The following is a 21,190-nucleotide window of genomic DNA, read 5'->3' on the forward strand; positions in this document are numbered from 1 at the left end:
TGGGCTGTTGTTGACACGGTCACCCCACCCTCATACTGTTCGTTCGAACGAACAGTTTTCGAGAGGCTCGCACCATGCAAATAGCAGGATCAACCGTTCTCCTCACCGGGGCCGTCGGCGGCATCGGCCAGGCCATTGCTCGCGACTTGGCTGCCAAGGGGGCCGACCTGATCCTCTCGGGGCGGCGGGCCGAGCCCCTGGAGGCGCTCGCCGACGAACTCGGTGCCCGGGCGGTCACCGCCGATCTCGCCGACCCGGACCAGGTCGACCACCTCGCCCGGGCGGCCCGCGACGCGGACATCGTGATCGCCAATGCCGCGCTGCCCTCCACCGGCGATCTCCTCGACTACACGCCGGAGCAGATCGATCGCGCGCTGACGGTCAACCTGCGCGCCCCCATCATGCTGGCCCGCGCGCTCGCGCCCCGGATGGTCGAGACGGGCCGGGGCCACATCGTCCTCGTCGGCTCGATCTCCGGGAAGACGGCCACCAAGTACTCCTCGCTCTACAGCGCGGCCAAGTTCGGGCTGCGCGGCTTCGCGCTCTCCTTCCGCCAGGACCTGCACGGCACGGGGGTGGGGGTCTCGCTGGTCCAGCCCGGCGCCGTCCGCGACGTGGGCATGTTCGCCGCCACGGGCGCCACCCCGCCGACCGGCGTGCGCATGGTCTCCCCGGACCAGGTGGTGGCGGGGGTGGTCCGGGCCGTCGAGCGCGATCTGTGCGAAGTCAATGTCGCGCCGGTGGAGTTGAGGGTGCTCAGCGCCCTCGCCGGGCAGTTCCCCGGCTTCGCGGAGAAGGCTCAGCGCGGCTCCGGCGCCGAGCGCACCATCAACCAGGTCGCGGCGGCCCATCGGGACCGGCGGTAGCGGGTCGGGCGTGCCCGGGCGGCGTGGGTCACCAGCCAGGCCCCCGGGTGAGCGGCGAAGCCGTGGCCTCTGTCGAAATGGGGGAAGTGACCGAACGACGCGGAGGTCCGGTCGCGCCCTGTCAACCCGTGGGTGGAGGCACCTGTCAACCTGCGGGTCAACCCAGGGGCTGGCGATTGGCGGCTGAGGTCGAAGCAGGCTTGGAGCCGTGAACATCACCGATTACTGCGTCAACGGGATCCTCGTCCTGCTCGTCGTGCGCCAGGTGCGTGGCAGCCGCCTGGATCTGATCAACCTGGTGCTCCCGGCCGTGCTGGTCGGCGCCACCGCCGTGTACTACCTGCGGTCGGTGCCCACGGTCGGCAACGACCTCGTCCTTGAACTGGCGCTGGCCGGCTCGGGAGTCGCTCTCGGACTGCTCTGTGGGCTCGCAACGCACCTTCGGCGCGAGGCGGAGGGCGTCTACGCCAAGGCGGGCTTGGTGGCCGCGGCTTTGTGGGTCTTCGGCATGGCGGTCCGGATGGTCTTCGCCTTCGCCGCCGATCACGGCGCCGGTGACGCCATCGCCGACTTCAGCCGTAGCCATCAGATCACCTCGGCCCAGGCGTGGATTGCGGCCTTCGTCATGATGGCGCTGGCCCAGGCGGTGACCCGGTTGGTGGTGATCCGGTACCGCGCCTACCGGTTGACCGCATCCGCAGCCCGCGACTTGGCAGCGGCGTGAACAGCGTGTGTCCGCGGCCGGACCCGGGCTTTCCGGGGCCGGCCGCTCCTATGCTGTCCGGCATGAGCTCAACGCCGCCCGGCGGTTGTGAGGGGGACAGCCCAAGAGTGGCGGAGGCCCGGTCGCGTGCGGCCGAGCGTGCCGCGCGTCAGGCTGCGCGGATGCACTTGTTGCTGTGGGGGGTCATGGTCCTTACCACCGCCTCAGCCCTGCAGAGTCGGCCACACCCGGGTGTGACCGGCCAGCGTCTCGTCATCGGCCTGGTGCTGGCCGGGTGCCTGCTGTCACTGGCTGTCGCGGCCCTGGCCCGGGGCACGGGGAAGTCGGAGGCGGCCACCGCTGCGCCACCGCTGATCCTTGGCGTCGGCGGAAACGTGCTGGCATTGCTTCAGTCGAACTCGATGATGATGGTCCCCGTCGCCACCGCTGTGGCGATGCTCTTCGCGCGTCTGCGGCCGCGTCTGGCCGTACTGCTGGCCGCGCCGCTGACCGTGGCGATCGCAGTCATCGCCGCCTGCGTCAGCCCATCGCACAACGCGACCGAGAACGCAGGGGCCTGCGCGTTGCTGTGTGCGGTGCTCGGTGCCGCCTGCGTCTTCGCCCGCCAGGCTCGCCTGCGACACGACCACACTGAACTGCTGCTCGCCGAGCTGGAAGACTCGCGTGAGGCACAGACACGTGCTGCCGCCGTCGCTGAACGCACCCGCATCGCCCGGGAACTGCACGACATCCTGGCGCAGTCCCTGTCCGCCCTCTCCGTGCAACTGGAGGGCGCCCGCAAACTCGCCGAGCGTGGCACGGTCGACCCGGCCCTGCACCAGCTGATCGTGCGCAGCGGCGAACTGACCCGGGAGGGCCTGGGCGACGCGCGCCGGGCCGTTGCCGCCTTGCGCGGGGACGAGGTGCCCATGGCAGACCAGCTCACCACCCTGGCCGGCAGGTGCCGCCGCGACCTCGCGCTGCCGATCACGCTGTCGGTGGCCGGGCAGCCGAGAGGGCTGACGCCGGAGGCGAACCTCGCGCTCTATCGGGGCACCCAGGAGGCGCTCACCAACGCCGCGCGCTACGCGGCCGGTTCGCCCACCACCGTGCTGCTGCGCTACACACCACAGGCCGTCACACTGACCATCTCGGACCATGGCCGCGCAGTCGGAGCGGACCACAACGGCACCGAAACCGGCGCTCCCGTGCCGCCCGTCGAAGCGTGGACGGGTGGGGGAAACGGATTGCGGGGCATGCGCGAGCGCATCGAACGGGCCGGCGGCCGCATTCATGCCGGCCCCACCGAGCAGGGCTGGACCGTGGAGATGGAGATACCGGCGTGAGCGATTCCCTGGCACCCATCAGGGTGCTGGTCGTTGATGACCAGCGGGTGACCCGCGAGGGCCTGATGCTGCTGGTCGGCCTGAATGCGGGCATGGAGGTCGTGGGTGGTGCGGCCGACGGCGCCGAGGCAGTGGAAATGGCCCTCGAACACCGCCCGAATGTCGTGCTGATGGACCTGGCGATGCCTGGCACGGACGGCCTCGCCGCAACCTGGACGTTGCGGGAGGAAGCCCCGCAGATCGCTGTGCTGGTGCTGACGACCTACGTGGACGACACGTCGGTCTTTCCCGCACTGCGAGCGGGGGCGAAGGGATATCTCACCAAGGACGCGGGTGCGGACGAGATCGAACGGGCGATCCGTGCCGTGCACGAGGGGCTGACGTGGATGGATCCGGTGGTGCAGGAACGTCTGGTCGCGACCGTCACATCGGTCCTGCTGCCAGAGTCCGCGACGGTTTCGGACCGCGAGGCGTCGGCTTCCTCGACCGTAACCCCCGAACCGGCTCGGCCAAGGCGGGACGTCCCAGCTCCTCTGCCAGAGCCGTTGACTGCCCGTGAGGCAGAGGTCCTGATACTGATCGCGCAGGGGCTGTCCAACGGTGAGATCGGCGAACGCCTCCACCTCAGCCGCGCCACGGTCAAAACGCACATCAACCGCATCTTCGCGAAGACTGGCGTACGCGATCGCGCACAGGCCGTCCGCTATGCCTACCGCACGGGACTAGCGGACTGAGCGCTGCGCTTGGCTCGCCAATCGCGGGGCCCCACGACTTCTCACGCCAATGGCGAGTCGGGAGCATTCGGTGGGCACGCTGCTCAACAGGTCTGGACAACAACAAACCCCGGTCCGCCCGACCGGGGTTTCTCTATGGAGCGGGTGACGAGAATCGAACTCGCGCTCTGAGCTTGGGAATCAGGGGGCTTTCATGGGCCCAGTGGCTCTCTGACCAGCAAAGACACCGCATCTGGGGCGGGCGGGGGCAGCTAATCTCTGCCCTTTGTTGACCGTGGTTTGCCGGTCTCTCTGGCACGGCACTGGCACGGTGGGTGAAGCGGCAGGAGCGCGAGCGTTCTGGTCATCACCCTCTGTGTGCCTTTCACTACGCTCTAGGCTCGGCGTCTGGGAGTCGGGGGCGATGAGAAGCTCGATGTCCAAACCTTCGGCGTCGCGAGCCTTGGCGAGGAGCCCACGGCTATGGGGACTCCCCTATGAGCCCGGCTCAAGAAGTCCAGGAACCGTCGAGACGGTTCCGAGATCGGCTCCCGAACGGCTCTCAGATGGGCCCGGAGTGAATCAGGGATCCGACCCGATTTCCCAGATCCGGCTCCCCTGACCTGGTGGTCCTCCAGTCGGGGTGGCGGGATTTGAACCCACGACCTCTTCGTCCCGAATGAGGTTCGGGCGCGGGATCCACACTGGGTGGTTCGCTGTTGCCTGTTCAGGGCGCTGGGGTGCGGTGGTTTCGGGCGGTGTGGGAGGAGGGCTTGGGGAGCGGGTCGGCTCCCAGATGGCTCCCAACGGGAGCCGTCTCGCAGACGTGTGGCCTCGATGCCAAGGCTATGCCGGTGACGTGTCGGCTACGGTGCCGGAGACTGTGGCATGCCATCAACCTTGGCGAGCGGCGCCCTGTAATCCGGACCGCTGAAGCGCATGTCACGTAAAGTTCGGAGCTGTCGCGTGCAGGCTGGCCTATCCGTGAATCAGGGAACACCGATGACCCAGCAGCTTTGGAGCAGTCGGAGGCATCAGACCGCGATCGGCCGAGTCGGCCTCTCGCTGCCGGCCCGTCGCGCCCTCGGCGACCTACAGCTGGAACCCCCCATGCGAGTATTGGACTACGGGTGCGGGCGTGGCGGCGATGTACGGGCACTGCAGCACCTCGGTTTCGATGCAGCGGGGTGGGACCCGGTGCACTTTCCGGACGGCCGGCGTGAGTCGACTGAGGTGGTCTTTCTCACCTATGTCCTGAACGTCATTGAGGATCTCGCCGAACGACGGGAGACGCTCCATCGGGCCTGGGCCCTCGCCAAAACGGCGCTCGTGGTGTCCGCGCGTTTGAGATGGGAGCGTAACCAGATCAAAGGTACGGAGTGCGGCGACGGCATCCTCACGCGACGCCGGACCTTCCAGCACCTCTACGCCGCTGGCGAGCTTCGCGACTACGTTGAGGAAGCCACCGGCGTCCGCTGCGTGTCGGCGGCGCCCGGCATCATCTATGCCTTCAAGGACAATGCGGCCCGCCTGAGTTACCTGGCCCGCCAGGTCGCCCCCGACGGGGGATGGCTGGCGTCCGAAGACACGGCCTCGGCGATCACCTCGGTCGTCGCTCATCTCGAACAGCGCGGCAGGATGCCGCAGCTTGAGGAAATGCCGCAGCCCATCATCAGCCTTCTCGGCCACTTGCGCCCGGCTGAACTCAAGCGCCTGTCCGAGCAGGAAGCCGACCCCGTGAAGGTCGAACGAAGTGCCGAGCGTGGAGCCCTCGACACGCTGCTGTTCCTCGCGCTGGAGCTGTTTCACGGCCGAGGCCCGGTCAGCAGTCTCCCCCTGCCGGTTCAACTGGACATCCGTGCCTTCTTTCCTTCGTACACCGAGGCGTGCCAGCGAGCGGATCGGCTGCTGTTCAAGCTGCGCGACGACGCCTACGTCCGTCGTGCGATGAACGGATCAATCGCCGGCAAGTTCACCGCGACCGCTCTGTACGTGCACCGCCGGGCACTCCACCGGATCCCGGCCGTGCTGCGCCTGTACGAGCAGTGCGCGAGCATCGCTGCCGGCCGCCCTGGCGAGTGGTCCGTGGTCAAGCTCCGCCACCAGGGCCGCGGTGTCAGCTGGCTGGACTACCCCGAGTTCGACACGGATCCTCACCCGCGCATCGCAGCGTCGTACGCCGTCGACCTAAAGACACTTAAGTCCTCCTTCACCTCGTATGCGGACTCCACTAACCGCCCTCTGCTTCACCGGAAACACGAGTTTCTCGCCGAGGATGATCCCGACGCACCCAAATACCGGCGGCTCACGGACGCCGAGGTACGCGCTGGCCTTTACGAGAGCCCGCACCTGATTGGCACGGAAGAGGGCTGGGAACGCGAACTCGTACGATGCGAGCGAGAGTTGCGAGGCCACCGGCTTCTACGACGCACCACCAGCACCTGAGAGTCGCGCCGGTTCTCGGCGCCGAGGCGATTGCCGATGCCGTGTGTCACGCTCCACCCATGACCACTACCCGGATGGAGGGCTCCTGCCTGCCCTCATACCGCACGCTGTCAACCCTCGCGCTGTCCGAGCCCGAGGACCACGTCCGTGAACTCGCCGACTGGGTGGAGCATGCCTCCGCCGTCGCCGAAGTTCCCGGGGCGCAGAACAGCTGGGACACGGCCTACAAATGGCTGCGCCTCGCGCAGGGCCTGCGCACGGTGACGTTCGACATGTCGTACGACGACGGCGGCATGTGCTCGGGCGGCCTCGACTTCGACGCCGTCTGGACCGAGATGATGGAGGAGTGGCAGCAGCACCAGGTCCGTCTCGGCTACCTGCGCGCAGCACTTGAAGGATTCGTCCGGCTGCTGCACCCGAACACCACGGAGCCTGGGCTGGCCGTCGAGGCTGCAGAACAGCGGCTGCACCACCACGGCGACGCATGGCTGGCGCACGCTCAAGCGGTCGCAGACCATCTGCGGACGCATGCCCCGCACCGGGTGCCGGGCGCAGGCACGCCGGTGGCGGCAGCGGTGACCCAGGCGATTGCCCTGCACGAGATGGCTGTCCGGGGCCGTGCTGCCATCCCCGAGCCGGACAGCGACGCGGACGGGAAGATCTTTCCCTCCGGACGCGTCGAGGTCTGCGCGGTCAAGGAAGCCTCCACAGTGCTGCTGCTGGGAATCCAGCTGGTGATGGCGGCAGCGGTGCAGGAGGACCGCGTCGCCGTATTCGACGACAGGTACCTTGTCGACGGCATGTGGATTCCCGACTCCTCGGGCGGCAGCCGCTGGGTGGACGAAGAGATGCCATACGGCGAGTACCTCGCTGTCCTCCACCTTCAGCCCGGCGAACCGCCTGAGCTCTGATTGCGCCGCCGGCAGCGGCTGCGGCGGCCACGTCGGCATGCCAGAGACAAACAATGGGTGGGCCCGAAGCCTTGGCTTCGGGCCCACCCATCGTGGCCTGTTCGATACCTGTCAGGTCATGCACCAGCCGGAGTCGCAAGCCCCCTCATCCTCATCGACGGCACGTATCCCCGGGCCCTCATCAGGGATGGCTTGAGTGAGCGGGATCCCGTACCTCGTGAGATACACGGCATCCCGCCCGAGTGCGGCCCGCCGACGGTTGATCGTCTCCTCCAGCCGGACCGACTGAGCGAACAACTCGGGCTCGTGCCGACGCTGGTGGCGCCAGGCATCGACCGTGCGGAAGGGGCAGAAGAAGCAGGAGCTCTTAGGCGGTACCGGCAGGCCGGCCTCCGTGATGATGCGCTCGCAGTCGTCCCGGCGCAGCCCGAGGTCGAGGAGGGGGTACTCGATGACCTCGTGGGCTTCCTTCCGTCGGCGGTTGGCGCGATGGATTTCGTCGAGCGATATGCCGATGCCGACTGCCGCCGGGGCCTCCGCGGTGGCGCCGTGCTTCCGAAGCCACCGCCCGACCACCTTGATCTTGAAGTCGGCGGTGCAGTTGCGGCGGCCGGGGGCGCCGTTGGCCATGCGGACCGGGATGGGGATCGACCGGGTGTCTGGCCGGTTCAGCCGCTGCATGAGTGTTTCCGTGGTCCCGTCGCGTCGGCGACGCCTGAGCTCGTGGACATCCAGTCCCGCACGTGCGGCGTACGGGATGGCGATCTCGCGAACGTACGCGAGGGTCGCCGGGTGCTCGCTGTCGTCGCCGACGTTGGCGAACAGGAAAGTGCGGAAGTCGATCTTTCCGCGAGCGGCCAGCACGAGCAGGGCTGTGCTCTGGACGCCGCCTCCGTAGGAAACGACCTTCATTGGATAGCGGTTGGGCTCACGGGAAGCGGCTTCAGGGATGGAGTCGGCGGGATCGGAGTGGTGGGCTCCGGAGCTCTGCTGCAAGATCGACATGTGAGAGACAGTATGGATGGAGCGCGGTGAGATCAAGTGTTCCTCTCACCGCTGCTGGCGAACAGGACAACAGTCGTCCGCAGGCGTTGGCATTCGTGTGTCGGGGAACGGCGCTCTAGAGCTGGGGCCTAATGACGACGGAGTAACCCTGGTCCAGAACCGAGGTGAGGAACTCGGCGGCGGCAGTCCGATCGGCAGCGGAGAAGGCCCGGGCGGCGGGTAGCGGATTCTGGGGCGGGGGCGCGCCAGGGGTGTTGTGTCTGCGTCCGCGAGGTTTCTGCGGAGTGCGCTGCCCGGCGCGGAGCCTGGCGACCTCGGCAGGGATGACGGCCCGCTGCCGTTGTCGTGCGTCGGTCAGGATGGTCTCCAGGAGCCACAGCGGGGAACCGGAGAGGATCAGGTCGGCCTCGGCGATCCGCCGACGGTTACGCCACCGGGAGACGGCTTGGGCGTCCTTACCGAGGACGCGGCCAACTTCGCGGATGCCGAGGACGACAGGCAGGTGCTCCCTGTCCTGCACGTCGTAGCCCTCGGAGACTCCAGCCCTGTAGGCCGCTAGTTGTCGCTGATCAGCCTGACGGTCGCCGCCGCTGATCTGAAGCGCCGTCGTGAGCAGCCAGTACGGGTTGCCCGAAGCAACCAGGTCAGGTTCCGGGAGCGTGCCTTCTGTGCGCCATTTCTGTGATGTCTGGCGCTCAACCGTGAAGAGGGAGGCGATTTCAGAGTGCCCGAGCAGGTACGGGACCCGAGCTTGAGACATGAGCACCTTCCCCACACCAACGTTCCTGCCAGGCGACTGCCACGAGGCGCTGCCTCCTCACCGGGCTGTCTGCAGAGATCCTAGGCTGGCCTGCAGGCAGTTCGGTGCATCCGGCCGGAGGACGGCAGTGGTGGCTCGCTGAGGACTGCGGTGTCTGCCCCGGGGCCGGCCTCGATGCCGAGGCCGGCTGGGAGTAGTGGCCGTTAGGACAGCTCCTGTCCGTGCCGGATTTCCCATGTCCCGACGTCGGTGTAGAAGCCGCCGAAGTGGCGCAGCCATGCTGCGATGGTCTCAGTGGTCCTACGTGCCTGCTCGTCGCTCATGCCGGTCTGTTCCTGCAGTGCGTGCTGCAACTCCACATTGCTAAGTCGGTCACCGGCCACGAGCGCCTGGAGGGCAGGGATCGCCCGCAGCCGACTCTCGATCAAGTCTGAGAACCCTGTCTCGGACAGGCCGGCCGGAACGCCGAGGAGTGCGAGGTCGCGCACGATGGCTGCTTCGACGGAGCGCCCGAATTGCGCCCGCCCGCAGTAGTATGGGTAGAGGGCGTCCGGGCGTCGCGTGACGGGATACCAGTCCTGCTGGGCTTCCTCTCGTGGCTGGTCAGAGGCGGTCGGACGTTGCTCCTTCAGCAGCTCGGCTTGACTTCTGATCAAGGCGGCCATGTGGGGAGTCGCCTCGACCCCGCGGGCCTGGATCTCTGCGAGCACTCGGACGATTTCGGGATGGGCGGCGGGTGCCTCCACCAGGATCTCGATGTTGGCGTTGGCGGTGCGGCCGGTTGCCTTCCCCGTCAGGTTGGCGGACCCGATCAGGCAGCGCTCGCCGGTGAGGTACAGCTTGGCGTGCAGGGGTGGGCACAATGCGATACGTAGCCTTTTGTCTTCCTCGGCGAGCTCGATGATCTCGGGATCGGATACCCCGGCCGCAACCTCTTCGGGGGCCCAGCGCGTGATGCACTCGATGGCCTCGACAGTGGTGGGGAGGGCGGACAACGCGGCGGCAAGAACCTCTCGCTTGATGAAGGGGGCCACGAGAGTTACCCGCCCGTGGGCGCCCGCCATCAATTCTTCGATCTGCCGCCAGATGTGGCCTGGTTCGGGCACGCTCAGTCGGCCTTCCCATCCACGAAGTCGCGGGCGTAGCGGCCCCACTCGCGGCGCGCGTCGGCGATGCGCTCGCGGTCGCGGTCGGGGTAGGTCTCGTCTTCCATTCGGGCCCAGGAGAAGAGCAGCAGCTTGAAGGTGTCGGCAGCCCGGTCAAGCCGGTCCCGCAGCTCGTCGGTGTCGGCGTCCTCGGGGACGTCTTCGAGGACGGCCATGAGCTGGGCGTGCAGCGGGTGCTTCTTGTTGAAGATCACCTGCAGCATGCCGGCCATGAGGTCGATGCTGAAGAAGGCGGAGGTGTCCTGGAAGCTGGAGATCCACCGTGCGCGCAGATCCTTACCCAGGGACTCCTCGACCATGGACTGGGCGGTGTCTTCGTCCAGGTGGTGCCGCTGAGTGAGGGCCTCGACCTGTTCCTGCCGCTTGGCCTCGGGGGTCGTTCCTTCATCGAGCTCGTCGGTCTTGCCGGTATAGCCCTCCTCACTGCGGCGCTTGACGGCGTCCGTGACCTTGGAGGCGACGTCATCGTCGTGCCGCTTCTTGCTCTTGCGGGTCCCGATGGTCTGCTGCTTCAGCTGGCGCCGGATGGCCGGCAACAGCTTCTCTTCCAGATAGAGCACGAGGTCGATCAGGGGAAGACGCGGATCGCCGAGTTCGGCCAGACGCTCCTTGAAACCCTTGAAGGACTCGCCGGCCTCGGCGTGGGCCTTCCAGTCGAAGTGGGCCAAGGAGGAGAAGACGGTGGCGCTCTGCTTGTTGTTGGTCACGCCGAAGGTGGGGTCGAGGTCCGGCGGGAACTCCACCTCGATGCCCCACCATCGCTCCGTCGGGTCATACCCGATGGCCCACGAGGCGTCGAGGTCTAGTTCCCTGCCCTGGCGCACGAGCGAGATACCGACGTTGCGCCGGGCGTGCTTGCCCCACGGAAGGATGCCAGAGTCGGTCGTTCGGCTGATGCCGTCCGGCCACGGATGGCCTTCGACGTCGGCGCGGCGGGCTTCCGGGCGGGCGATGGAGGCCCGGACCGTGATGTTATGCCGCTTGCCGTCGTGGAGAACGGGGAAGTACATCACGCCGGGCTCGGACTCGCTGCCCATGGAGAAGGGCATGAACATTGGCTTGTCCGAGAACGGCTCCGGTGTGGAGGTCGGCGCCATCAGGTAGAGCGGATCGTTGGGCACGGCGTGGTACTCGCCGTCCACGACTTTGGCTTCGCGGACGGGTGCCATCCGGATGTCGACGCGTCCCTTGTCGAGGTAGTGTCGGTAGACTCGCCCGATCAAGTCGGCGGTGTTCTTCAGGGTGGCCGCAGCCCCGTACCAGTTGACCTTGTCCAGGTTGGTCCAGACGACCAGCGTGCCGGTGTCACCGAGTCCGTCGCTGAGGTCTCGCCAGTAGTCCGGCAGCGGGGAGTGGTCAGGCTCGGGGACGTCGTCGATCAGCCCATTCTGGATGTTTTCAAGGTCCAGGTAGGTGTGCATAGCGTTGCCGGCGCCGTTGGTCCAGGACCAGACGTCGAGCCGCGTGCACTGCGACATGCTGGAGTTGGGCAAGCCCATGCCGAAACGGCCGATGCGGCCGGGGTCGGCGCCCTGTCCGTCACCGTACTTCAGGGCACGACGCAGTTGCGGGGGCTCCATGCCATGACCGTTGTCGAGGACGGCGATGGTCTCCACACGGTGGCTGGTCCGGGAGCCGACCTGCACGGGGTTCTCGCAGGCGAAGACCTCCACGAGGTGGGCCTTGGCGTCGATGCTGTTGTCAATCAGTTCGGCGAGGGCATAAGCGGTGTTCTTATAGCCGCTGTCCCGCATGGCCTTGACGGTCAGCGAAGGACTGACGATTCGGTAGTTGCTGCCGTCGCTGGTCACGCTGTCTCCCATACGTCTTCCCAGTTGGTGAATGCTTCTGCCACATCGCCGAACCCGGGAAGCTCCGGGTTCACGACGGTGACGATTTCGCAGGTATCTGTGCCGCCGGCCTTCGGACCGCGGATGACGCGGCCGACCATCTGGCTATACAACACGAGGGACTTGGTCGGACGCGCGATCACTGCCGCGCTGGCCGCTGGTGCGTCGAAGCCGGTCGTCAGGACGCCGAAGTTGCATAGCACCATGGGGCGCCGCCCGGACCCCTTGAACCGCGAGATGACCTGGCTGCGATGCCGAGGGGAGGACTCGCCCGTCACGAACTCGGCATCGAAGCCTGCGGCGGACAGCACCGCCGCGATCAGCCGGCAATGGTCCACGGAGGCGGCGAATACAAGGATGCGCCGGTGCTCCTGCTGGAGCAGTTCCGTGATCGTCTGAACGATCTTCAGGTTCCACTGCTCGTCGCGCGCGAGTTCGGACATCATTGCGGCCGGGATGTCGAACGAGCGCGCAAGGAGCTGCTGGTCCCGGGCGGACAGGTGCATGCCGGACTCGGAGGCCACCGTCCGCATCAGGGGCTTGGCCAGGTAGCCCTGATCGATCAGGGCTGTGACCGGGTTGGTGTAGCCCTCGATTTCCAGCATGACCTTCTGCCGGGAGAAGTAGTCGGAGAGCTCCTCGTCCTTAGAGATGTCGGCCCACGTGCGTCCTGGCGTGGCGGTCAGCCCGAGCAGGCCAGCATCGTGACGGATCGTCAGTTCATCGACGATCCTCTGGAAGGTGGGAGCGATGATCTGATGGGCCTCGTCGAAAACCGTCAGAGTGCTGCGTGCCGCGAGGGTGGCCAGGAACTGCGGATCCGACTTGGCCGCCGAGACGGCCTTCTCCAGGCCGAGAACGACCAGCCCGTCGGTCACCTCTGCAAGATCTGCGGGGGCATCGCCCCAGACCCGCAGAACGGGGAGCGGGCGGTTGCCGACCTTCGTCCAAGCGCGCTCGAATTCTGCGGCAGCTTGCTCCAGCAGCTCCTGTCCGTGCGCCAGCCAAACCACCAGGGTGGGCTCGTGCTGCCGCAGGTGATCACAGATCAGGCTCATGCCCGTTCGGGTCTTGCCCACGCCCGTCGGGAGGTGCAGCACTGTCCGCCGCGGGCCGTCGTACAGCAGTTCCTTGACCCGGTTAGCTGCGTCACGCTGATGCGGGAACAGGCTGTACTCCGGGACCGTCTCCTGCTTGAATGCCGGCGGGAGCGACGGTGCTCGGTCGATCGTGAAGCCGAAGAACTCAAGCAGCTCGCGACGCTCGTCCGCCGTCCACGTGAGGCTTTGCAGGTACTCCTGTGACGACTGTTCGTCCCCCAGTGACCCCAAGCGTTGCGCCAACTCCGCCTGCTTCGGTCCCGGGACCATGGCGATCAGGGTGGAACGTTCAGCCGCGTCGGCGACAAGACGTTCGGCGTCGATGGCGATCGGGGCGACTACCCGAAGGCGGTCGTCGCCCGCAGCGCCTCCTTCGATCAGATCGAGGAGAGCACACAGCTGCTCGCCGAGGTGTCGCCGGATGTACGCCATCGGTGCGTTCGCGAGGAGCGTCTTGAAGGACATGCCCGGTGACCAGGTTGTCACTGCCTCACCACCCAGGCGGCAGACATTCGCTCGCCCGCGTCCGCGGCCGAAGCAGCTGTCGTCATGAACTTCCACCCCCAGTTCGAGCACGCCAAGCAGCGCTCCGCGTCCACTGTCGCTGCGACGTTGCAGCGTGCGGACCACCCTAGACGGGGCCACTGACAACAGGGGTATCAACAGACGAAAAGCCCTGCCAGGAATGGCCTTTGATAGCTCTGACCCGCGCGCCCGACCAAGTGAGGATCTTGCTGCGAGCCGCTTGCGCCGCCGCACGCGATGTAGAACATTTGTTCGGTAAATGGCTTGCGACACCCTGCGTTTGAGTGATTCAAACTGTGGATCTCGGCGCGCGGCTAGGATCGCGGCGAGCTCCTGGTGGAAACCCGGATGCGGGAGAAAGTTTCCACCAGCAGTACATTGGTGTGCGACACGAGCGAGGCGGGGTGGCAGATGACTAGCGGGCCGAATGGGTCAGAGATGTCCTATTTCGACTACAACGCCACCGCCCCGATCCGGCCCGAGGCCCTCGAGGTCGTCGTTGAGGTCATGCAGTCGGTCGGGAACGCCTCAAGCATGCATCAACCGGGACGGAAGGCGGCTCATCGGGTGGAAGTCGCCCGTCGGCAGCTAGCTGAGCTCCTTGGCTGCTCGCCCGGCGAGATCATCTTTACGTCCGGGGCGACGGAGGCGAACAACCTGGCCCTCCGTGCCGCGTTCACCGTCGGAAGTCCCCTGGTCACAAGCCCTGTTGAGCATCCGGCTGTCCTAGAGACGGCCCGCACGGTCACTGCCGAGAGCCCCGACGACCTGGTGCTGCTCCCGGTCGCGGCCGACGGCCTGGTGGATCTTGAAGCCCTGGATCAGGTCTTCGCCGCACGCCGTGGGGGCGTGGTGTCCCTGATGGCGGCCAACAACGAGACCGGCGTCCTTACCGACCTCCGCGTCGTAGCAAAGGCAGCCCGAGAAGTCGGCACCCTCATCCACACGGACGCCACGCAGGTCATCGGCCGCCTTCCCGTGGACGTCACTGACCTCGACATCGACCTCTTGTCGCTGTCGGCCCACAAGTTCGGTGGCCCGCAGGGGGTCGGCGCCCTGTATGTACGGCGCGGATCGCCGTTGCCGCACCGGCCGCTTCTAGTGGGCGGTGGACAGGAGCGGGGCTGGCGCGCGGGCACCCTGAACGTGGCAGGGATCATCGGCTTGGGGGCTGCGGCCGAGGCCGCGGCGCGCGGACTCGGCGAGGAGGTCGAGCGGATCGCGGCACTGCGTGACCGCTTCGAGCACCTGGTGACCGACACCCTGCCCGGCTGTCGCATCAACGGGCGGCCTGATCAGCGGCTGCCGGGCGTGACGAGCATCACGTTCCATGGTGTGCCTGCGGACGCGGTCCTGGCGGCGATGCCCGAGGTCGCTGCTTCGGAGGGCAGCGCGTGCGCGTCCGGCGCTCCCACGCCGAGCCACGTCCTCCTGGCCATGGGCCTGTCCCGGGTGGACGCGGACAGCACGATCCGCTTCTCGCTGGGCTACGCCACTACCGAGGCTGAGATCGAGCACGCCGTGCGGGCCGTCAAACGCGCCGTGATGCAGGTTCGTGCCGCGCTGGCCGAACCTGACGGCCCTCGCTGACCGTTACCCCGTTTACCACCTCGTTAGAGCAATCGCATTGGACATAGAGAGGTCCCAGATGTCAGACAGCCGGCTTGGGGAAGCCGCCCTTTTTGCCTTCGCGCGACACGAAACTTTCGCGCCCCGCTTCGGCTGGCTGCACAAGGCGTACATGCAGGTCAAGAGCGATCAGGGTGCGTTCCTCGCGGCCGACGCGCCGGTCTTGTTCGGTGTGGGCAAGAACATGGTCAACGCCATGCGCTACTGGTCGCGTGCGTTCAAGCTGACCCGCGAGCACTCGCCTTCGAAGGGCACACAGGCCAAGTTTTCCTATCCCACCTGGGAAGCCCGCTGGCTTCTGGACGAGGGCGGTGCGGACCCGTATCTGGAGGAGACTGGCAGCCTGTGGCTGCTGCACTGGTGGCTGGTCTCTTCCCGCCCCGGGGCCAAGAGCCACGCGCCCGCGTGGTACACGGCCTTCCACCTGGCGCCGTTCTCCCGGTTTACGACCGCGGACATGACGCAGGTGGTCACCCGGCATGTGAACTTCTCCTACGACAAGAGCCCGGAAGAGGCGTCGATCGTCCGGGACATTGACTGCATCACCAAGATGTATGCGCGCAGCGCTCCGGAGAAGGCCGGCTCGCCGGGCAGCTACGAGGACTTGCTTGCATGCCCCTTCCGTGACCTTGACCTGCTCACCTTTGTCGGGACGCGTGGCAGGCCCGAGTGGCAGTTCACCAGCGGGCACCGCACCTCGTTGCCCGCCCGGGTCCTGGCCTACGCCTGCCTCGACTACTCCGCGAAGTTCTCCCGCCAGGCCAACTCGATTTCCGTGGCTCGCCTCGCCAACGAGCCGGGCTCCCCAGGGCGTGCTTTCCGAGTCCGGGAGAACGAGATCGTCATGGCGTTGCAGAAGATCGCCGCGGACCACCCGCAGCTCAACCTGACCGAGGCCGTAGGACAACGCAGCCTCGCCTTCACGGCCGATCCCTTTGAGCTGGCCTGGGAGGTGCTGGACGAGCAGTACGACTTCGTCACCCGTCGTCCCGGCTTCCCGACGCGTGAGGAGTGGGCTGCAAAGTTCCCCGAGCTTGCTAAGGCTGAGCAGAAGGAGCGCGCCATAAAGGCCACGGACACCACAGAGGCCGCCGACGCCATCGATACGCTCTTTGCTAAGGAGACCGCGTGACCACCGCAACTCCCACGCGGACCCCGAGCAGCTCGTCGCTCCTCGCCCCGCAGTTCCCTGCCGGCATCGAACTCGTCGGCTCCCAGATGCGCTCGACCAACCTTGAGCGCGATGTCGAGGGCACACTGCACGACCCCTACGTCGGCGCCCGTGCCGTCGATGTTCTGGAGCGCATCACCGGCGCGCTCGCCGACCAACGCCGTACCCGTGCCTGGTCCTTCACAGGTCCTTACGGTTCCGGCAAGTCCACTCTGTCCAACATCATCGACGCTCTGCTCGGGCGGGATGCCAAGCGGCGCAGCGAGGCCGAGCGCATCCTCGAAGAGGCCAGCCCCGCTCTCGCGCAGCGCCTTGCCTCAGCACGCGAGGCCATCGCCCCCGAGGGATTTCTCGGCGGCGTGGCTACCGCGCGCCGCGAACCCGTCGTCGCCACGCTCTCCCGCGCTCTGCACACCGCGGCGGCGCGACGCTGGGGCAAGCGTGTCCCGAAGGCCATCGCCGCCGCCCTGCAAGCGTGCGCCGACCCTGACCGTGCCGGGGCCAAGGAGTTTCTCGGCGCCGTCACGGCTCTGACCGGGGATGGTCAGCAGCCTCTGCTCCTCGTCATTGATGAGTTCGGCAAGACGCTGGAGCATCTCGCTGGTCACAACGAGTTCGCTGACGCCCAGCATGACTTGTTCCTGATGCAGGAACTCGCAGAGAGGGCGGCCGGTCCCAACGGGCTGCCCGTCTACCTGATGACCTTGCAGCACCTGTCGTTCATGGACTACGCTTCACGGTCCAGCGAGCTCAAGACCCGCGAATGGGCCAAGATCCAGGGGCGTTTCGAAGACATCACCTTCGTCCCCCACCACGGCGACTCCCTGCATCTGCTGCGCCGCCGCCTCGACCGCTCGGCCGTCAACTCGGCGGGGCAGCACCTGATCGCGGCGTCGGCCGAGGCGTCCGCGGATATCTGGACGCAGCACGGGCTCGGCGTTCTGGCTGAACTCGGCCCCGCTCACTTCGCGGACCTGTACCCGCTGCACCCGATCACCGCTCTGGCCGCGCCGATTCTTGCCGCTCAGATCGGCCAGCACGACCGCAGTCTGTCGGGTTTCCTCAACAGCGGCGAGCCCAACACCGTCCGCCATTCGCTGGCACGGCAGAGCAACCAGAAGGCGGAGCACGCCAGCACGGTGCGACTGCCGCAGCTGTACGACTACTTCCTCAACTCCGGGCGCACCACCCTGCTCGCCTCCGCCAATGCGAGCCGATGGGTCGAGGTCGACTCGCGTATCCGGGATGCCAACGGCCTCCCGGACGCCGACCAGGACGTGCTGAAGACCATCGGCGTCCTCAACCTGATCGACTCCGACGGGGCGCTCAGCGCCACCGCGCCGATGATTCACTTCGCGCTTCACGATCCCACCGATGTTGCCGACCCCGACGCCTTTGCGGCGCTCGAAGAGCGGCTAGCCGACCTCGTCCGTCGGGGCTTTGTGGTCCATCGTGAATTCAGTGGTGAGTACCGGGTCTGGCAGGGCACGGACGTCGACATCGACGGCCGGCTTAAGGAAATCATCAGCCGCTTCGATGACGCTTCGGTCATCAACCGGCTCGGCAGCCTCGTCCCACAGGCATTCGTGGCTGGCCGCCACAGCCAGGTCACCGGCATGATGCGTGTGTTTTACACGGCGGTGAGCGGCCCCGAAACCAAGTCGGTCGCTGCCCCGGACGAGCTGAAGGAGCCTGCCGACGGTCTCGTCGTCCTCCACCTCGGCACCGACGCCGACCGGCCCAGCGTCCACTCGCCTCTGCCAGTACTCGTCGGCACCACTCCCAGCCCCGATGTGGTACTCACGACGGCCACCTACCTCGTCGCGCTAAAGGAACTCAGCACTCAGCAGGACATTGACCACGTCGCCCGGCGGGAAGTCATCGAGCGGCTCGTGCAGGCCGAGGCCGAGATGCTGGAGCTCCTGCAGAATGCCTTCTACCCTCCGTCCTCCGAAGCGACCTGGAGCCTGTGGCACACCGGAATCGCCCCCGGCGAAGAACCTGCCGCCTCTGGTCTGACGGCCCGCAGCTTGAGCGGCCTGGTCTCCGTCGCTTGCGAGTCCGTGTACCCGCACACTCCACACATCCGTAACGAGATGCTCGGCCGCCACGTCCTGACCAGCCAGGCCGCTCAGGCTCGCGGCACACTGCTGACAGCCATGCTCTCCGCCTCGGGTGAGGAGAACCTCGGCCTCACCGGGCACAAGGCCGAACGGTCTATCTACAGCGGCGTTCTGTCCTACCTCGGCCTGCACCGCGAAAACGGGGTAGCCCAGGCTGAGAGTCAGCAAGAGAGCCTGCTCCCGTACGGCTTCTCCCCGCCCGGCGAAGGCCACGAGCACGCTCAGCCCGCCTGGAACGCCCTCAACGAGGTACTGACCGGCGCCACCGAGCGGGTCAGCATCGAGGAGGTCATCCGTGTCCTGATGAGCCCTCCGTTCGGGCTCAAGGCCGGCGTGGTCCCGGTCTTCCTGGTCCCCGCCCTGGTCATCCGTCGCCACGACGTCGCCCTGTTCGAAGAAGGCACCTATCTTCCCCGGCTGACCATCGACGTGGTCGAGCGGCTCGTCAAGGGCCCTGGGCGCTTCTCGGTGAAGTACACGCCAGCCGGAGACGGGCAGCGGGGCAGTGTCATCAAGAAGCTTATGGTGTCACTTGGGGTGGAGGAGCGGCGCTCCAAGGCCCTGCGCAACCCCGACCTCCTCTCCGTAGCCAGCGCCCTGATCGTGCGTGTGGCCGACCTTCACAAGTACGCCCGTACCACCAAGAACATCTCAGACGATGCCCGCACCGTGCGCACGGCGATCGTTGGAGCGCTGGATCCTGACGATCTGATCTTCCATGCGCTGCCGAAGGCGCTTGGCTTGCCCGAGATCCCGGCCCGCTCGCGCGTGAACGCGGAAGCGGCGAACACCTACGTCGACCGGCTCACCGTGGCGGCTAACGAACTCGTGGCCATCGACAGCCATCTGCGAGCTGAAGTCGTCAGCGTCCTCGCACAGGAGTTCCGCCTGCCGACCGAACTGCCGGAGTTGCGCGCACAACTCGCTGGCCGACTTCGCGGCTTCGCTGGCGCGGTTCTGAACCCAGAGCTGCGAGGCTTTGTCGACTTTGTCCTCAGCGACAGCCTTGAGGATGAAGACTGGCTTGAGCCCATCGTCGTGCGCCTGACTAACTCGGCCCTCGGTGACTGGGACGACCACGAGGCCAAGTTCTTCCCGCAGAAGGCCCGGTCGATGGCTGCGGCCCTCGATCGCGTCGGGCATCTTCACCACGCCGGGAACGAGGACCGTGGGCGGGAAGAGAAGCTCGACGCGCAGTTGTTGACCTTGACCGACAGCGCCGGCGTGGAGCAACGCACCCTGATCTACGTGCCGAAACAGGCTCGCAGCGAGGCCAACAGCCTCGCGGCCGAAGTCCTGAAGCAGGCTGAGGAGGCTCTTGGGCCTGACGGAGCGAGGATCTTGCTCGCGGCCCTCGCCCAGCGCGTGACCGATGCCGCGACAGTGGCAAGTGAAAGGAAGGCACACGGATGACCGACGGAGCCGACACCCAGAAGGTCCGCCACGTGCTCGGTATCTCCGGCGGCAAGGACTCCTCGGCGCTCGCCGTCTACATGCGTAACCGGGTCCCGGAGATGGAGTACTTCTTCTGTGACACGGGCGCCGAACTGCCCGAAACCTACGAATACCTCAACCGGCTTGAGGCCGCCCTCGGCAAGTCCATCGTGAGGCTGAACGCCGACCGCGACTTCGACCACTGGATGGAGGTCTACCAGGGCACCCTGCCCAGCCCGCAGATGCGCTGGTGCACCAAGAACCTCAAGATCAAGCCTCTGGAAGACTGGGTCGGCGACGATAGGGTCATCTCGTACGTCGCAATCCGGGCCGATGAGAATCGCCTCGGCTACGTCAGCACCAAGCCGAACATCGATGCCGTCTTTCCCTTCCGCGAGGCCGGTATCGACAAGGACGGCGTCATGCGAATCCTTGACGAGGCTGGCATCGGTTTGCCCGACTATTACGAGTGGCGCACCCGTTCCGGCTGCTACTTCTGCTTCTTCCAGCGCAAGCACGAATGGGTCGGACTCAAGGAACGCCACCCCGAGCTGTTCGAGCGCGCTGTCGAGTATGAGGAGAAGGTCCGCTACCGGCACACCGCCATGAAGGGCCGTAACTACACCTGGTCTCAGGGCGAGTCGCTCCCGGAACTCATCGAGCGCAAGGACGAGATCGAGGCAAAACATCAGGCGGCCCTCGAACGCTCGGCTAAGCGCATCAAGCCCAACAGGCCGTTGCTGGAGGTCCTTTCCGACGCTCTTGACTCCGACGACGACGAGGCTGGCTGCTCGGTCTGTCACCTATAGCAACTGCTGACGACCGTGGCCCGTGACGAAGGCCACGACCACTCAGTGGTCGTGGCCTTCGTCACGGGCCTTTGACGGGCGGCTGCAGAGAATGCGAGGCCAACGCGCGAGGGGTCCCACAGCACGCTTTCCAAATGTTCGTCTGGGGGTTCGAGGCGGCCCGTGAGTGTTCTGACCTGCGGCGCAGTCGGTGATTGAAGGGCCGCTGGACGGCGTCGGACGCATGTGAATGAGACCAGAACTGAGACCAGGCGAGGGGCGACAGGGGGGAGTGGGCAGCCGTCGGGCTACTTCCCGTCCTTCTTAGGCGGCCCTGGCGTGGCCGGTGGGTACGGCCTGCTCGGCGTGGACTTGGCGGATCAGGTGCAGTACCTGGTCATAGACGCCCTCCGGGTCGCCAGTCTCCAGGATCAGCACGGCCACCGCATCGAGGAATTCGTCGACCCCCTTCCCGCCGTCCCTCGTCGCCTGTTCGATTCGCTTCAGGCTGTGGGCCACCTCCGGCCGCGCAGCGGCAAACGCGGAGGGAAGGCGGTCAAGGGCGTCGGCGAGGTCCCAGCCCTCCGGGATGAAGTACGTCGTCTGTGTGAGCTCCTGGCTGATCTTAACGACGGGTTCTGTAATCCCCGGTCCA

General features: G+C 66.7%; 16 protein-coding genes. 10 read left to right on the forward strand and 6 right to left on the reverse strand.

Annotated elements, in window-relative coordinates:
• Positions 1–74 precede the first annotated feature (74 nt).
• The 6 genes from AC3EQ1_RS29990 to AC3EQ1_RS30015 all read left to right on the forward strand — a co-directional run bounded on the left by AC3EQ1_RS29990 (position 75) and on the right by AC3EQ1_RS30015 (position 6,984).
• Positions 75–866: an SDR family NAD(P)-dependent oxidoreductase gene (locus tag AC3EQ1_RS29990; protein WP_432097461.1), complete on the forward strand. Its 792-nt coding sequence runs from the start codon at positions 75–77 to the stop codon at positions 864–866.
• Between the two features lie 208 nt (positions 867–1,074).
• Positions 1,075–1,590: a hypothetical protein gene (locus AC3EQ1_RS29995; protein WP_432097462.1), complete on the forward strand. Its 516-nt coding sequence runs from the start codon at positions 1,075–1,077 to the stop codon at positions 1,588–1,590.
• A 161-nt stretch (positions 1,591–1,751) separates the two neighbouring features.
• Entirely contained in the window at positions 1,752–2,915 is a 1,164-nt protein-coding gene (locus AC3EQ1_RS30000; protein WP_432097463.1) for a sensor histidine kinase, read from the forward strand.
• Positions 2,912–3,649 carry a response regulator gene (locus AC3EQ1_RS30005; RefSeq protein WP_432097464.1) on the forward strand — a complete coding sequence of 246 codons (738 nt, stop codon included), beginning with the start codon at positions 2,912–2,914 and terminating at the stop codon, positions 3,647–3,649. Before AC3EQ1_RS30000 ends, AC3EQ1_RS30005 begins: the two co-directional genes overlap by 4 nt.
• Positions 3,650–4,630: 981 nt before the next feature.
• Positions 4,631–6,073: a DNA phosphorothioation-associated putative methyltransferase gene (locus tag AC3EQ1_RS30010; protein ID WP_432097465.1), complete on the forward strand. Its 1,443-nt coding sequence runs from the start codon at positions 4,631–4,633 to the stop codon at positions 6,071–6,073.
• Positions 6,074–6,132: 59 nt separating this feature from the next.
• Positions 6,133–6,984, forward strand: coding sequence for a hypothetical protein (locus AC3EQ1_RS30015; RefSeq protein WP_432097466.1), 852 nt, complete (start codon positions 6,133–6,135; stop codon positions 6,982–6,984).
• A gap of 111 nt (positions 6,985–7,095) precedes the next feature.
• Here AC3EQ1_RS30015 and AC3EQ1_RS30020 read toward each other — a convergent pair whose 3' ends face one another.
• The 5 genes from AC3EQ1_RS30020 to AC3EQ1_RS30040 form a co-directional block, all read right to left on the reverse strand.
• On the reverse strand, positions 7,096–7,896 hold the full coding sequence (locus tag AC3EQ1_RS30020) for an adenine nucleotide alpha hydrolase family protein (RefSeq protein ID WP_432097476.1): 801 nt from the start codon (positions 7,894–7,896) through the stop codon (positions 7,096–7,098).
• A gap of 208 nt (positions 7,897–8,104) precedes the next feature.
• Complete coding sequence (locus AC3EQ1_RS30025; protein ID WP_432097467.1) at positions 8,105–8,764, reverse strand: hypothetical protein; 660 nt, start codon at positions 8,762–8,764, stop codon at positions 8,105–8,107.
• 188 nt (positions 8,765–8,952) lie between these two features.
• Complete coding sequence (locus tag AC3EQ1_RS30030) at positions 8,953–9,855, reverse strand: phospholipase D family protein (RefSeq protein ID WP_432097468.1); 903 nt, start codon at positions 9,853–9,855, stop codon at positions 8,953–8,955.
• A gap of 2 nt (positions 9,856–9,857) precedes the next feature.
• On the reverse strand, positions 9,858–11,726 hold the full coding sequence (locus tag AC3EQ1_RS30035) for an ATP-binding protein (RefSeq protein WP_432097469.1): 1,869 nt from the start codon (positions 11,724–11,726) through the stop codon (positions 9,858–9,860).
• Positions 11,723–13,441, reverse strand: a complete 1,719-nt coding sequence (locus tag AC3EQ1_RS30040) for a DEAD/DEAH box helicase (RefSeq protein WP_432097470.1) — start codon at positions 13,439–13,441, stop codon at positions 11,723–11,725. Before AC3EQ1_RS30040 ends, AC3EQ1_RS30035 begins: the two co-directional genes overlap by 4 nt.
• 387 nt (positions 13,442–13,828) lie before the next feature.
• On the opposite strand from AC3EQ1_RS30040, the gene AC3EQ1_RS30045 reads away from it, so the two are divergent.
• From AC3EQ1_RS30045 to AC3EQ1_RS30060, 4 genes are read left to right on the forward strand one after another with little or no spacing between them, the layout of a single operon-like run.
• A complete protein-coding gene (locus tag AC3EQ1_RS30045; protein WP_432097471.1) occupies positions 13,829–14,980 on the forward strand; it encodes a cysteine desulfurase family protein in 1,152 nt (383 codons plus the stop codon).
• Positions 14,981–15,038: 58 nt separating this feature from the next.
• Positions 15,039–16,151, forward strand: a complete 1,113-nt coding sequence (locus tag AC3EQ1_RS30050) for a DUF4007 family protein (RefSeq protein WP_432097472.1) — start codon at positions 15,039–15,041, stop codon at positions 16,149–16,151.
• Entirely contained in the window at positions 16,148–19,726 is a 3,579-nt protein-coding gene (locus tag AC3EQ1_RS30055; RefSeq protein ID WP_432097473.1) for an ATP-binding protein, read from the forward strand. Before AC3EQ1_RS30050 ends, AC3EQ1_RS30055 begins: the two co-directional genes overlap by 4 nt.
• The gene (locus tag AC3EQ1_RS30060) at positions 19,723–20,556 is read left to right on the forward strand and encodes a phosphoadenosine phosphosulfate reductase domain-containing protein (protein WP_432097474.1); all 834 of its coding nucleotides are present in this window, start codon (positions 19,723–19,725) and stop codon (positions 20,554–20,556) included. The genes AC3EQ1_RS30055 and AC3EQ1_RS30060 overlap by 4 nt, the downstream gene beginning before the upstream one ends.
• Positions 20,557–20,859: 303 nt before the next feature.
• Here the strand turns inward: AC3EQ1_RS30060 and AC3EQ1_RS30065 are convergent.
• On the reverse strand, positions 20,860–21,190 hold a 331-nt coding region (locus tag AC3EQ1_RS30065; RefSeq protein WP_432097475.1), incomplete at its 5' end, for a hypothetical protein.

Source organism: Streptomyces sp. bgisy100 (assembly GCF_057709105.1).